Genomic DNA, 13,378 nt, shown 5'->3' on the forward strand with positions numbered 1-13,378 from the left:
CAGTTGGTGGCGATGGAATCGGCCGCCCGGATCTTCCCGAAAGGACTGGCGCAGCTGCTCGAGCGCCGCGACCGCACCTGCCGGACCCCGTACTGCAACGCCGTGATCCGCCACCACGACCACGCCACACCCGATCGAGCCGGCGGGCCGACCAGCGCACGCAACGGCCTCGGCATGTGCGAGGCCTGCAATTACGCCAAAGAAGCCCCCGGCTGGCAGGTCAACACCACCGACACCGACGGGGAGCACACCGCCGAATTCACCACCCCCACCGGGGCGATCTATCGCACCAGCGCACCCCAACTACCCGGCCCACCGGTCCGCCGCCGCCTCAGCCTCCTCGAAGGCAAACTCACCATCGACCTCATCACCTTCGACGCCGCCTGATCGTGTAAATCCCTAGGCGACACCGAGTTTCGCCGCGAGGTCCAGCACGGCCTCCGCTCGGGCGCGGGTGGGTCCCACGCTGCCGTCATACGGAGCGGTCGGCGCATCGAGGCGTTTCATGGTCGAACGGGCTTCGTCGATCTCCAATGCGGACGGACTGAGCAGTGCATTGATGGTCTTGGCATGACCGGCGTCCAGACAGAGCCGACCGGTCATCCCGGCAGCCTTCGCAACGTCGGTGTCGCGGGCGAGGTGCCGTGCCTGGTCACGCAGGGTGGGTCCGTCGATCGGGGCGGGCAGCCCTGCCGCCCGACTGGCGACAACCAACCGGACACGCGGATAAGCGAGCACCAGCGGGTCGCCGGACATCCCGGTGTCGCGCCGAAAGTCGCCGATTCCGAACGCGATTCGTGAACTGCGGCGTGCGATCCCGAGCGCCGACTCGATGCCGAGCGCGGATTCGATCAGAGCGACCAGCGGCACCCCGGCGGTCAACCGGGCAGCGGTGGCCGAGAGTTCGTCGGCCGATTCAGTCTTGGCGAGCATCACGCCGTCCAATCCGGGCGCCGATCCGACCGCAACGGCCTGCCGCCCGGAGCGCTTCTCGGCCGCCGGCAATCCGTCCTCAAGGTCGAGCACCACGACGTCTGCCGCGCCGGTCGTCTGATGTGCGACATCCGGCCCGCCCGGTTGCAGCAGCCACGTCCTGGCCAGAGACCAGTGCGGTCGGCGGACGCCCAAAGCGGAGGAAACCGTCATCCGATCACTGTCTGCCCGCGGCCGCCGCCGGGAAAGGTTGCGCACATTTTGTTCAGGCGCGGGCCGATCACAGCGACTGGGACAGCACCCGGCCGAACTGCAGCAGCCGCTGCATCTGCGCGAGCCCGCCATTGTCGACGGACTTCACGAAACGGAACGATTCGCAGTAGATGTCGGTCTCGGTGGCCGACTTCTGCCGCGACCTGGTAATCAGCTGCGTGTACAGCCGCAGCTTCACCTCTGCCAACCGTCGCGTGCCGTCGCCGAGCACCTCGTACTCGGTGGACAGCACCTGGTCGGTCAGCGTGGACAGCAGGATCGTGCGGACCGAGGACAGCAGGATGCGGCGCGGTTCGTCGCCGCTGTCGTGCGCGGCGGCATCGTCGTCGGCGCGCCACATGATGAGGCGGCGGCCGTCGGTGGCCAGCACCTCCTGCCAGAGCGCCTCACCCCACCTCTCCTCGGTGAAGCCTCGCGACATCACGAAAGACCTGATCGACGTCGGCTCGACGACGGACCGGATTTGATCCAGCGCCAAATCGGGGTCGCGCAGATACACCCGGGCCGCATCCTGCACGCTGGTGTACGGGGCCCAGTCCTGGGGCGCGCCCATCTACGTACCGCTACCGCCGTCGTGCCCGCCCTGCACCGCGGCCGCCGCGGCGCGGATCTGCGGTGTCACCAGCATCACCTGCCCGAGCACACCGTTGACAAAGCCGGGCGAGTCGTCGGTGGAGAGCTGCTTGGCCAGTTCCACCGCCTCGTCGACGGCCACCGGCTCCGGTACGTCCTCGGCATGCAGCAGTTCCCACACCGCCACCCGCAGGATGGCCCGGTCAACGGCCGGCAACCGGTCCAGCGTCCAGCCCTGCAGGTGCGACGAGATCAGGTCGTCGATGTGTGCGGCGTGCTCGGTGACCCCCCGGGCCACCGTGACGGTGTACGGGTTGAGCGGTGCGACGTCGTCGGTCTGCTTCTCGGCCAACGCATTTCGGGCCTCAGCAACCTCCGCTGCGGAGATGCCACGGGCCTCGGCCTCGAAGAGGAGATCGACGGCGCGTTTACGGGCCTGGTGCCGCCCCCGGTCGCCCCTTCGGTCAGGCATCCCGTCGCTCCGCTTCGCTCGCCCAGGTGTCAGGCATTGACCCTTCCCAGATAGCTACCGTCGCGCGAATCCACCTTGAGCTTGTCGCCGGTGTTGATGAACAACGGCACCTGGATCTCGGCGCCGGTCTCCAGCGTCGCCGGCTTGGTGCCGGCGCTGGACCGGTCGCCCTGCAGACCGGGCTCGGTGTGGGCGACCACGAGCTCGACCGTCACCGGCAGCTCCAAATACAGCGGCGTCCCGTCATGAAACGCGATCTGCACCGGCATGCTCTCCAGCAGGAATCCGGCAGCACGTCCGACCAGAGCCTCGGGCAGCGGGTGCTGCTCGTAGTCCTCGGAGTCCATGAACACGAAGTCCGAACCGTCGCGGTACAGGTAGGTGGCGTCGCGGCGGTCCACTGTCGCGGTCTCCACCTTGACCCCGGCGTTGTAGGTCTTGTCGACGACCTTGCCGGACACCACGTTCTTCAGCTTGGTGCGCACGAAGGCCGGGCCCTTACCCGGCTTGACATGCTGAAATTCGACGATCTGCCACAGCTGGCCGTCGATCTGAAGGACGAGCCCGTTCTTGAAGTCGGCGGTCGATGCCACGCGGTTGTACTCCTAGCTTTCTAGATGATCACCAGTTCCTTGGGGAACGTGGTGAGTAGTTCGGGGCGCTTGTTGACCACGAGCGTGTCCTCGATGCGGACACCGCCGCGGTCGGGCAGGTAGACGCCGGGCTCCACGGTCACCGCAGAGCCAGCAAGCAGTGTACCGGCGGCGGCGGCATTGATTCCCGGCGCTTCATGGATCTGCAGGCCCACCCCGTGGCCGAGGCCGTGACCGAAGTTCTCGCCATACCCGGCGTCGACGATGACCTGCCGCGATGCCGCGTCGACGTCCTTGAGGGCCACCCCAGGTTCCAACGCGTCCGTGCCGGCCCGCTGCGCGGCCGCGACGAGGTCGTAGACGTCGCGTTGCCAGTCCGCGACCGGTGCCAGCACGAAGGTGCGGGTCATGTCGGAGTGATAACCGGCCACCAGCGCACCGAAGTCGATCTTGACGAAATCCCCCGCGGCCAGCACCGCGTCGGTGGGCCGGTGATGCGGGACAGCTGAGTTCGCCCCGGTCGCGACGATGGTCTCGAACGACGCGCCGTCGGCGCCGTGCGAGAGCATCAGCGCCTCCAACTCGTTACGGACCTCCTTCTCGGTGCGGCCGGCGCGCAACCCGCCGCGGGCCAGCAGGTCGTGCAGCGCGGCGTCGGCCGCCTCGCATGCCAGCCGCAGCAGCGCGATCTCGCCGGCGTCCTTGACCTCCCGCAGACTCTCGACGGTGCCCGCCGCGCGGACGAACTCGCAGCCCTCCGCGGCCGCCTTGGTCAGTGCCGAGAACGCGTCGACGGTCACGACGTGACTCTCGAACCCGAGCCTGCGCACTCCCGCCGCGGCTGCCCGCGCCGCCAGATGAGGTCCGCAGGCCCGCTCGATGGCGACCTCGGCGTCGGGCGCCTGGTGCGCCGCCTGGGTTCGATACCGCCCGTCGGTGGCCAACACCGGCGTTTCGTCCTCGGCGAGCACCAGCAGGGCTGCATTGGAACCGGTGAAACCCGACAGGTAGCGCACGTTGACCAGGTCGGATACCAGCATGGCGTCCAGTCCGTCCTCGGCCAGGCGTCGACGCAGGCGGTCGCGGCGCTGAGAAATCGTCACAGCCGGTGACGCTACTCGCTAAGGTGAGGCCCCATGAGTAAGTGGTTGCTGCGCGGACTGGTGTTCGCGGCCCTGATGGTCATCGTCCGACTGCTGCAGGGTGCGTTGATCAACGCGTGGGAGACCAAGGCCGGTCTCATCAGCGCCGTCCTGGTCGCGGCGTACGCGATCGTGGTGCTGGTGTGGGGATACGCCGATGGCCGTAACGACGCCCGCAGGAATCCGGACCCGGACCGGCGTGCTGATCTGGCGATGACGTGGCTGCTGGCCGGTCTGTTCGCCGGTGTGGTCAGCGGCGCGGTGGCCTGGTTCATCGGGCTGTTCTACAAGACCCTGTACGTCGAGGGCCTGATCAACGAGCTGACCACATTCGCCGCGTTCACAGCGCTGCTGGTGTTCCTGTCGGCGATCATCGGGGTGTCGCTCGGTCGCTGGCTCGTCGACCGCAAGACACCCGACCAGCCCCGGCGCCGCGAAGGTGCCGATGACGACCGCGCCGACACCGACGTCTTCGCGGCGGTACGCGACGACCGCGACTACGAGACCCAGACGGCGGGCACCGAAACCGAGCAGCAGACCTCGCCGGTGGCGCTCGCCGAGGACGACTCCACCCGCCGCGAGCAGAACTAGCTGCGCGCCACCTCGGCGTACGCCGCGGCCAGCAGGGCCGGGTCGGGACCTTCCAGCCGTCCCGGCTTGCCCAGTCCGTCGAGCACCACGAACCGCAGCACACCGGCGCGGGTCTTCTTGTCGCCCAGCATCGACTCCATCAACTGCGGCAACGCGTCGGCGTCGTAGGTGACCGGCAGACCCAGCGAGGTCAGTATCGCGCGGTGCCGTTCGGCCGTGGCGTCGTCGAGCCGCCCGGCCAGCCGACCCAATTCGGCGGCGAACACCAGCCCAACCGACACGGCGGCGCCGTGGCGCCACTGGAAGCGCTCGCGACGCTCGATCGCGTGCGCGAGCGTGTGGCCGTAGTTCAGGATCTCGCGCAATTGCGATTCCTTCTCGTCGGCGGCCACCACCTCGGCCTTGACCACGACTGCCCGACGGATCAGCTCCGGCAGCACCGGTCCGGTCGGGTCGAGCGCCGCCTGCGGATCCGCCTCGATCAGGTCGAGGATCACCGGATCGGCGATGAATCCCGCCTTCACGATCTCGGCCATGCCGGCCACGATCTCGTTGCGGGGCAACGATTCCAGGGTGGCCAGGTCGATCAGCACAGCCGCCGGCTGGTGGAACGCGCCGACGAGGTTCTTGCCCGCGTCGGTGTTGATACCGGCCTTGCCACCCACGGCGGCATCGACCATGCCGAGCAACGTGGTCGGGATGTGCACGATGTCGATGCCGCGCAACCAGGTGGCCGCGGCGAAGCCGGCCACGTCGGTGGCCGCTCCCCCGCCCAGGCTCACGATCGCGTCCTTGCGGCCGACGCCGATCCTGCCGAGCACCTCCCAGATGAACCCGACGACGGGCAGTTCCTTGCCGCCCTCGGCATCCGGGAGCTCGATGCGGTGCGCGTCGATCCCCTTGTCGGCCAGGTGTGCCCGGACCACCTCGGCGGTCTGGGTGAGGGTGGGCTGATTCAGGATCGCCACCTTGTGCCGGCCGTCGAGGATCCGCTCCAGGTCGCCGAGCAGCCCGGTCCCGATGATCACCGGGTAGGGCGGGTCGGTCCGTACCTCGACCGTTACCGGCTCTGTCACTGATCGTCCTTTCGCGCGCACGGCGAACCCGTGCTCTTCTTGGCCGCGACCGCGGCGGGACTGGGCGGCGCCTGCGTCGACGGGGACGCCGTCAACGACAGCGGGGCCCGGCGCCACACCGACCGCCTGCGGCGCCGCTCCGGTTTGGCGTTCGGGTTCTCCAGCCGGGTGACGATGTGGCGCACCACGGCGCCCGGGTTGCGGTGGTTGGTGTTGACCCGCATGGTCGCGACCTGTCGGTACAGCGGAACCCGTTGCGCCATGAGCGCTTTGAACTTCTCGGCGCGATCGGGGCCGGCCAGCAGCGGACGGACGTTCGAGCCCCCGGTACGGCGCACGCCCTCGGCGGCGCTGATCTCCAGGTAGACCACGGTGTGACCGCGCAGCGCCTCACGGACGCCCGCGGTGGTCACAGCCCCGCCGCCCAGCGACAGCACCCCGTCGTGATCGGCCAGTGCGTCGCGGATCACCTTCTCCTCGATACGGCGGAACTCCGCCTCGCCGTCGGTGGCGAAGATGTCGGCGATGGTGCGGCCGGTGCTCTTCTCGATCGCGGCGTCGGTGTCGAGCAGCGGCACGTCCAACGCCTTGGCCAGCCGCCGCCCGATCGTGGACTTGCCCGAACCGGGCAAACCGACGAGCACCGCCTTCGGGGTCATCAGCCCGAGGCCCTTGCCCCGCCGGTCGACGGTTCGCGGGCCGCGACGGTGCGAAGGTAACTGTCGATGTTGGCCCTGGTCTCGGCCAGCGAGTCACCGCCGAACTTCTCCAGCGCGGCGCGGGCGAGCACCAGCGCGACCATCGTCTCGACGACGACACCTGCGGCCGGCACCGCGCACACATCGGAGCGCTGGTGGATCGCGACGGCCTCGTCTCCGGTCGTCATGTCGACGGTGGCCAGCGCCCGCGGCACGGTGGAGATCGGCTTCATCGCCGCCCTGACCCGCACCGGCAGCCCGTTCGTCATCCCGCCCTCGAGTCCGCCGGCCCGGTTGGTGGACCGCATCACGCCGTCGGGACCGGGATAGATCTCGTCGTGGGCGACGCTGCCGCGGCGACGGGCGGTCTCGAAGCCGTCACCGATCTCGACGCCCTTGATCGCCTGGATGCCCATCACCGCACCGGCGAGCTGGCTGTCGAGACGATTCTCGCCGCTGGTGAACGAGCCCAGGCCGACCGGCAGTCCGTGCGCCACCACCTCGACCACCCCGCCCAGGGTGTCGCCGTCGCGTTTGGCGGCCTCGATCTCCTCGATCATCAGCGCCTCGCTGGCCGGATCGAACGCACGCACCGGGCTGGCGTCCACCGCGGCCAGATCGGCGGCCTGCGGGGGCGGGCCGTCGTAGGGCTTCGACGCCCCGATCGAGATGACGTGCGAAACGATCTCGACACCGAGCGCCTGCTGCAGGAACGCGCGGGCGACGGTACCCGCGGCCACCCGGGCCGCGGTCTCACGTGCGCTGGCGCGTTCGAGCACCGGGCGGGCGTCGTCGAAGCCGTATTTGAGCATGCCCGCGTAGTCGGCATGGCCCGGACGCGGCCGGGTCAGCGGAGCGTTCCGCGCAGCGCTGTCGGCCAGCACCTCGGGGTCGACCGGGTCGGCGGCCATGACGGCCTCCCACTTCGGCCACTCCGTGTTGCCGATCTCGATGGCGATCGGACCGCCCAGCGTGACACCGTGACGCAGCCCGGCCAGCATGGTGACCTGATCCTGTTCGAACTTCATCCGGGCCCCGCGGCCGTAGCCGAGGCGGCGGCGGGCGAGCTGGCCCGAGATGTCCCCGGAAGTCACCTGGACGCCGGCGACCATACCTTCGACCATGGCCACCAGCGCGCGGCCGTGGGATTCACCTGCAGTCGTCCATCGCAACACGCGGCCCATTTTCGCATGACGGACCCTCAGTCCCGAAAACCGGCGAGGAAGCGGTCGATCTCATCCTCGGCCCGCGCCGGCGTCATATACCCGGGGTATGTAAAGCGACGGTCAGCACTGCCCCGGTGGCCAGGCACATCGATGGCCCGTGCGGCACCGTGGGCGCACTACCCGCCAGCCGCAGACACATCGCCGCCATCGCGGTCAGCAGTGACGCGCCGACGGCGGCCAGCACCCACACGTCGGCGCCGAACGCGCCGGTCAGTGCGCCCAGGCCGGCCGCGAGCTTGACGTCCCCGGCGCCCATGGCCGCAGGCGCGACCAGGTGCACGCCCGCGTAGACGCTGAACAGCGCGGCCGCACCGAGCGTCGCGGCCGCACCGTGTCCGGTCACCACCGCCGCCACCAGGATCACCGCGGCCCCCGGAACGGTCAGCAGGTTCGGCAAGCGGTGATATCGAAAGTCGAACGCGCTCAGCGCAATCAGCCAGACCGATACCGCCACCGCGGCGGCCGTCGACCACAACTCCCCCATCACCTCAGGCTAGGGCCGGGAAAGCGCCGCTCTCATCGCCTCTTTAGGAGCCGGCAGACCCGTGAACTGCTCCACCTGGGTGAAGGCCTGGTTCAGCAGCATCTCCAGTCCGCCGATGATCTGCCCGCCCGCGGCCTGCACGGCCGCCGCCAGCGGGGTGGGCCACGGGTCATAGATCGCGTCCAGCAGCACGGGTGCGGTCGCGAACGCTTCGGCGTACGGCGCGACCGCGTCGGCCGGCACCGTGTTCACCACCACCTCGACTCCGGGCACCGCGCCGCTGAGCAGGTGGCGGTCCAGGTCGACCCACTCGGCGCTCGCACCGCAGCGCTGCGCGAGTTCGACCAGCGCGGCGGCCTTCTCGGCGTTGCGCGCCACCACCGACACCGACCGGGCGCCCAGCGTCACGAGCCCGACGACCGCCGCGGGGGCGGTGCCGCCCGAGCCGATCACCATCGCGCGATCCGGGACGTCGACACCGGTCAGCGCGCCGACCACCCCGTCCACGTCGGTGTTGTCGGCACGCCAGCCGTCCGCGGTGCGCACCAGCGTGTTCGCCGAGCCGACGAGCCTGGCCCGGTCGGAAGCGTGATCGGCGAAGCGCAGCGCCGCGAACTTGCCGGGCATCGTCACCGACACCCCGACCCAGTCGGGGCCGAACCCGGCCACCAGAGCGGGCAGTTGCTCGCCCGTGCACTCGATGCGGTCGTAGGTCCAGTCTGTCAGGCCCAGCGCACGGTAGGCCGCCAGATGCAGCTGCGGGGAACGCGAATGCGCGATGGGCGACCCGAGCACGGCCGCACGTCGGGCACCGCTCACAACGTCACCTTGCCGAGTCGAGGACGCCGTTGCGCTGCGCGATCTCGATGTTGGCCAGGTGCTGCTCGTACTCACGGGTGAACAGCGTGGTGCCGCGCATGTCGACGGTTACGAAGTACAGCCAGTCCCCCGGCTCGGGCCGCTCGGCGGCCTGCAGCGCAGGTAGACCGGGCGAGCAGATCGGGGTGGCCGGCAGACCGGGCCGCACATAGGTGTTCCAGTCGGTGGCCTGGGCACGGTCGGCGTCGGTGGTGGCGACCTCGATGCGGTCCAGCGGATAGTTCACCGTGGAGTCGAACTCCAGTGTGCGGTTCACGTCGAGCCGGTTGTAGATCACCCGCGCCACCTTGGAGAAGTCCTCCGGGGTGGCCTCCCGCTGCACCAGCGAACCGACCGTCAGCACCTCATAGGGCGACAGGTTCGCCGCGGCGGCGGCGTCGAGAAGACCGCCCGCCTCGTACTGGGCGGTGCTCGCCGTGATCAGCGTCGCCAGGATGTCCTGCGGCTGCGCCGACGGATCGATGTTCCAGGAACCGGGCGCGATCAGGCCTTCCAGCCTGCGGTGATCCGAGCCGAGCGCGTCGACGACACGGGTCGCCCACTGCGGCACCCCGAGTTCGGTGGGGCCGGCGCCGCCGGCGACGTTCTTCAGTTCGTCGGCGGACACGCAGCGGCGGTCGCCGTCGAGGTTCACGCAGGACGCCTTGGCGATCAGCGTGAGGATGCCTTCGGTGACCGCGTTGGTCTTCACGTCGCGCACGTCGTCGAGCTGACGGCCCTCCGGGATCACCAGCTTGCCGACGCGGTTGCCCGGGTCGGCCAGCCGCGCCACGGCGTCGGCGGCCGGTATCTCGGTGCGCACCTTGTAGAACCCGGGCTGGATCGCCGAGATCGCCGCGTTCCCGTCGGCGGCCTCGACGAAGACCTTCACGTTGGCCACGACGTTGTTGTCATGCAGCGTCTGCCCGATCGCGGTGGTGGAGTCTCCGTCGTGCACCTCGATGACGACGTCGTTGACGCCGCCCCCGGCGAAGTCGTCGCCGGCGCCGCCGAACATCGAGTGCCACATCCGCGAGCCGAGGAACACTGCGGCGACCACGATGAGCACGAGCATCGTCAGCGCGGAGACGACGGCCACCCGCCGCCTGCGCTTGAGGCGCTCCTGACGGGCCCGTTCTCGCCGCGTCATCCGCTGCCGGGGCGGTCCCACCGCCAGCGGCTCGGCTCGATCACTCCGCCAGTCGTCAGTCATCCGAGACCTCTCCGTGTGCAGGCAACGCTGCCCGCCGCTGGTCCAGCCAGTTCTGAAGGATCCCCACCGCCGCGGCCTGATCGATCACCGATCGCTGGCCGCGGGCACGAACACCTGCCTCCCGCAGGGCACGCTGCGCCGTCACCGTTGTGAAACGCTCGTCGCTCAGCCGCACCGGGACCGGCACGACACGCCCGGCCAGCGCGTCGGCGACCGCCACGGCGTCCTGCGCCGAGGAACCGGCCCGGTCGGCCAGCGTGCGCGGCAGACCGACAACGACCTCGACGATCTGATACTCGTCGACCAGCGCCGCCAACCGGCGCAGATGCCGGGTGCCGCGCTTGTCGCGGGGAACGGTCTCGACGGGTGTGGCCAGGATCGCGTCCGGGTCGCTGACCGCGACCCCGATCCGGACCGTGCCGACGTCGATCCCGAGCCGACGCCCCCGCCCCGGATCCGCAGCAGTGCTCGGATCCCCCGGCCGGTCGGGCGTGCGGCTGGTCGAGTCGGTGTCGGGCACGGGGTCAGCTCCGGCCGATCTCCGCGCGAATCGCCGCCAGCGCCGCGTCGATGCCCGCCGCCCCCTTACCGGAGCCCTGGGCCAGTTCGGCCTTGCCGCCGCCGCGGCCGTCGACCACGCCCGCGATGACCTTGACCAGCTCGTCGGCGCGCAGCCCCTTGTCCTGGGCCGCGGGGTTGACCGCCACCACGAACGGCACCGTTTCGTTCTCCCCCTCGGCGATCAGCGTGATCACCGCGGCGTCGCCGCCCAGCTTGCCGCGGATGTCGCCGACCAGGGAGCGGAGGTCGCCGCCGGAGATCCCGCCGGCCATCCGCTGCGCCACCAGTTTCACGCCGCCGATCTGCTCGGCCCCGGCAGCGGCGTTGACCGCGGCCGAGCGCGCGTTGGCCAACCGCAGCCGGTCGAGCTCCTTCTCGGCGGCGCGCAGCCGCTCCACCAGCGTGGCGACGCGGTCGGGCACCTCCTCGGAGGGCACCTTCAGTGACGACGCCAGGCCGGCCATCAACGCGCGCTCCTTGGCGAGGTGACGGAACGAGTCCAGCCCCACATAGGCCTCCACCCGGCGCACCCCGGAACCGACCGAGGACTCACCGAGGATCGTCACCGGGCCGATCTGCGCCGAGCTGCGCACGTGGGTGCCGCCGCAGAGTTCCAGCGAGAACGGCCCGCCGATCTCGACCACACGCACCTCGTCGGGATAGTTCTCGCCGAAGAGCGCCATGGCACCCATCGACTTGGCCTTCTCCAGTTCGGTGGTGAAGCTGTGCACCTCGAAGTCGGCCTCGACCGCCTCGTTGGTGACTTCTTCGATTTGTGCGCTTTGCGCGTCCGTCAATGCGCCCTGCCAGTTGAAGTCGAACCGCAGGTATCCCGGCCGGTTCAGCGAACCGGCCTGAACGGCGTTGGGCCCCAACACCTGTCGCAGTGCGGCGTGCACCATATGGGTACCCGAATGGCCCTGTGTGGCGCCATGCCGCCAGCGCGGGTCGACCGCCGCGACGATCGTGTCGCCCTCGACGAACTCGCCGGACTCCACGTTCACGCGGTGCGCCCACAGCGTTTTGGCGATCTTCTGGACATCGGTGACGGCGGCCTTCGCCGTCTGCGAGGCGCCGGTGCCGGCGATGGCGCCCTCGTCGGCGATCTGTCCGCCGGATTCGGCGTAGAACGGGGTGCGGTCGAGGATCAGCTCGACTCGCTCCTGCGCGCCCTCGCGGCCGGTGTGCGTCACCACGGGCACCCGTTTGCCGTCCACGAAGATCCCGAGAACCCTTGCCTCGCTAGTCAATTCGTCGAAGCCGGTGAACTCGGTGGGGCCGGCGTCGACGAGTTCGCGGTAGGCCGACAGGTCGGTGTGCGCCTGCTTGCGCGCCGCCGCATCGGCTTTGGCCCGGGCCCGTTGCTCGGCCATCAGGCCGCGGAAACCCTCTTCGTCGACACTCAGGTCGGCCTCGGCGGCCATCTCCAAGGTGAGTTCGATCGGGAAGCCGTAGGTGTCGTGCAGGGTGAACGCGTCGCGCCCGGACAGCTTCCGGGCCCCCGATGCCTTCGTGGCGCGGGCCGCCTCGTCGAACAGCCTCGACCCGGACGCCAGCGTGCGGTTGAAGGCCGTCTCTTCGGCGACCGCGATGCGCTGGATGCGCTCGAAGTCCGTGGCCAGTTCCGGGTACGAGGGGCTCATCGCGTCGCGGACGGTGGCCATCAGCTCGGCCATGACCGGCTGCTCGACGCCGAGCAGCTTGGCGGCACGGATGATGCGGCGCAACAACCGGCGCAGCACGTAGCCGCGACCCTCGTTGCCCGGGCTGACGCCGTCGCCGATGATGATCGCGGCGGTGCGGCTGTGGTCGGCGATGATCCGGTAGCGGACGTCGTCGTCATGGACGCCCTGGCCGTATCCGCGCGGCGCCAGACCGGCGACCAGGTCGATGACCGGGCGCAGCAGGTCGGTCTCGTAGACGTTGTCCACGCCTTGGAGCAGGCACGCCACCCGCTCGATGCCCATGCCGGTGTCGATGTTCTGCCGCGGCAGCGGCCCGAGGATCTCGAAGTCCTCCTTCGAGGTGCCCTCACCGCGCTCGTTCTGCATGAACACGAGATTCCAGATCTCGATGTAGCGGTCCTCGTTGGCCTCGGGTCCGCCTTCGATGCCGTACTCGGGGCCACGGTCGTAGTAGATCTCCGATGACGGTCCGCACGGTCCGGGTATGCCCATCGACCAGTAGTTGTCGGCCATGCCGCGGCGCTGGATGCGTTCGGCAGGCAGGCCGGCCACCTCCTGCCAATACCCGACCGCCTCGTCGTCATCCAGATACACGGTGGCCCAGAGCCGTTCGGGGTCGAAGCCGTACCCACCCTGCTCGACCGGGTTGGTCAGCAGAGTCCAGGCGAACTCGATGGCGCCCTTCTTGAAGTAGTCGCCGAAGCTGAAATTCCCGGCCATCTGGAAGAAGGTGTTGTGCCGAGTGGTGACACCCACCTCGTCGATGTCCGGCGTTCTGATGCACTTCTGGATGCTGGTGGCGCGGTCCCACGGCGGAGTGCGCTGACCGAGGAAGTACGGCACGAACTGCACCATGCCGGCGTTGACGAACAACAGGTTCGGATCGTCGAGGATCACCGAAGCGCTGGGCACCTCGGTATGGCCCGCCTTCACGAAATGATCAAGGAACCGCTTCCTGATCTCGTGTGTCTGCACGTCCTGTTGTCCTTCGTTTAACCTG

Annotated in this window: 14 protein-coding genes and 1 pseudogene; 2 read left to right on the plus strand and 13 right to left on the minus strand. The window is 69.6% G+C overall.

Translation table 11 applies throughout. The features are described from left to right. Window positions 1–387, plus strand: a 387-nt coding sequence (locus ACXMYJ_RS16785; protein WP_460357786.1) for an HNH endonuclease signature motif containing protein, incomplete at its 5' end; no start/stop codon positions are given. 12 nt (window positions 388–399) lie between these two features. Here ACXMYJ_RS16785 and ACXMYJ_RS16790 read toward each other — a convergent pair. The 5 genes from ACXMYJ_RS16790 to ACXMYJ_RS16810 all read right to left on the minus strand — a co-directional run bounded on the left by ACXMYJ_RS16790 (window position 400) and on the right by ACXMYJ_RS16810 (window position 3,947). Continuing rightward, window positions 400–1,146 (minus strand): HpcH/HpaI aldolase/citrate lyase family protein, encoded by a 747-nt coding sequence (locus ACXMYJ_RS16790; RefSeq protein ID WP_260752082.1) that lies wholly within the window; start codon window positions 1,144–1,146, stop codon window positions 400–402. 67 nt (window positions 1,147–1,213) lie between these two features. Beyond that, window positions 1,214–1,759 (minus strand): hypothetical protein, encoded by a 546-nt coding sequence (locus tag ACXMYJ_RS16795; protein ID WP_260752081.1) that lies wholly within the window; start codon window positions 1,757–1,759, stop codon window positions 1,214–1,216. Next, window positions 1,760–2,251, minus strand: coding sequence for a transcription antitermination factor NusB (gene nusB / locus ACXMYJ_RS16800; RefSeq protein WP_260752080.1), 492 nt, complete (start codon window positions 2,249–2,251; stop codon window positions 1,760–1,762). Window positions 2,252–2,280: 29 nt separating this feature from the next. Then, window positions 2,281–2,844: an elongation factor P gene (gene efp, locus ACXMYJ_RS16805; protein ID WP_260752079.1), complete on the minus strand. Its 564-nt coding sequence runs from the start codon at window positions 2,842–2,844 to the stop codon at window positions 2,281–2,283. Between the two features lie 20 nt (window positions 2,845–2,864). Next, the gene (locus ACXMYJ_RS16810) at window positions 2,865–3,947 is read right to left on the minus strand and encodes a M24 family metallopeptidase (RefSeq protein WP_260752077.1); all 1,083 of its coding nucleotides are present in this window, start codon (window positions 3,945–3,947) and stop codon (window positions 2,865–2,867) included. Window positions 3,948–3,980: 33 nt separating this feature from the next. Between ACXMYJ_RS16810 and ACXMYJ_RS16815 the strand changes: the two genes are divergently transcribed. After that, window positions 3,981–4,577 (plus strand): B-4DMT family transporter, encoded by a 597-nt coding sequence (locus ACXMYJ_RS16815; protein WP_260752076.1) that lies wholly within the window; start codon window positions 3,981–3,983, stop codon window positions 4,575–4,577. On the opposite strand, the gene aroB is transcribed toward ACXMYJ_RS16815, so the two are convergent. The 8 genes and pseudogenes from aroB to alaS form a co-directional block, all read right to left on the minus strand. Then, window positions 4,574–5,653: a 3-dehydroquinate synthase gene (gene aroB / locus ACXMYJ_RS16820; protein ID WP_260752075.1), complete on the minus strand. Its 1,080-nt coding sequence runs from the start codon at window positions 5,651–5,653 to the stop codon at window positions 4,574–4,576. The two genes, ACXMYJ_RS16815 and aroB, sit on opposite strands and share 4 nt — an antisense overlap. Window positions 5,654–5,802: 149 nt before the next feature. After that, window positions 5,803–6,312: pseudogene (locus tag ACXMYJ_RS16825) on the minus strand (shikimate kinase); the annotation flags it as partial. Continuing rightward, window positions 6,312–7,526: a chorismate synthase gene (aroC, locus tag ACXMYJ_RS16830; protein WP_260752074.1), complete on the minus strand. Its 1,215-nt coding sequence runs from the start codon at window positions 7,524–7,526 to the stop codon at window positions 6,312–6,314. The gene aroC and the pseudogene ACXMYJ_RS16825, both read right to left, overlap by 1 nt. A gap of 82 nt (window positions 7,527–7,608) precedes the next feature. Next, window positions 7,609–8,061 (minus strand): prepilin peptidase, encoded by a 453-nt coding sequence (locus tag ACXMYJ_RS16835; RefSeq protein ID WP_260752073.1) that lies wholly within the window; start codon window positions 8,059–8,061, stop codon window positions 7,609–7,611. A 9-nt stretch (window positions 8,062–8,070) separates the two neighbouring features. Beyond that, window positions 8,071–8,880, minus strand: a complete 810-nt coding sequence (locus ACXMYJ_RS16840) for a shikimate dehydrogenase (protein WP_260752072.1) — start codon at window positions 8,878–8,880, stop codon at window positions 8,071–8,073. Window positions 8,881–8,884: 4 nt separating this feature from the next. Beyond that, a complete protein-coding gene (locus ACXMYJ_RS16845; protein ID WP_260752070.1) occupies window positions 8,885–10,132 on the minus strand; it encodes an endolytic transglycosylase MltG in 1,248 nt (415 codons plus the stop codon). After that, window positions 10,125–10,652: a Holliday junction resolvase RuvX gene (ruvX, locus tag ACXMYJ_RS16850; protein WP_260752069.1), complete on the minus strand. Its 528-nt coding sequence runs from the start codon at window positions 10,650–10,652 to the stop codon at window positions 10,125–10,127. Before ruvX ends, ACXMYJ_RS16845 begins: the two co-directional genes overlap by 8 nt. 4 nt (window positions 10,653–10,656) lie before the next feature. Beyond that, complete coding sequence (alaS, locus tag ACXMYJ_RS16855; protein WP_260752068.1) at window positions 10,657–13,353, minus strand: alanine--tRNA ligase; 2,697 nt, start codon at window positions 13,351–13,353, stop codon at window positions 10,657–10,659. Window positions 13,354–13,378 lie beyond the last annotated feature (25 nt).

The organism is Mycobacterium sp. ZZG, assembly GCF_054786995.1.

What these genes read in the sequence shown, in the direction of transcription:
- ACXMYJ_RS16790 (WP_260752082.1), bottom strand. Translation starts at nt 1,146, where the DNA reads ATGACGGTTTCCTCCGCTTTGGGCGTCCGCCGACCGCACTGGTCTCTG.
- ACXMYJ_RS16795 (WP_260752081.1), bottom strand. Translation starts at nt 1,759, where the DNA reads ATGGGCGCGCCCCAGGACTGGGCCCCGTACACCAGCGTGCAGGATGCG.
- nusB (WP_260752080.1), bottom strand. Translation starts at nt 2,251, where the DNA reads ATGCCTGACCGAAGGGGCGACCGGGGGCGGCACCAGGCCCGTAAACGC.
- ACXMYJ_RS16815 (WP_260752076.1), top strand. Translation starts at nt 3,981, where the DNA reads ATGAGTAAGTGGTTGCTGCGCGGACTGGTGTTCGCGGCCCTGATGGTC.
- ACXMYJ_RS16835 (WP_260752073.1), bottom strand. Translation starts at nt 8,061, where the DNA reads ATGGGGGAGTTGTGGTCGACGGCCGCCGCGGTGGCGGTATCGGTCTGG.
- ACXMYJ_RS16845 (WP_260752070.1), bottom strand. Translation starts at nt 10,132, where the DNA reads ATGACTGACGACTGGCGGAGTGATCGAGCCGAGCCGCTGGCGGTGGGA.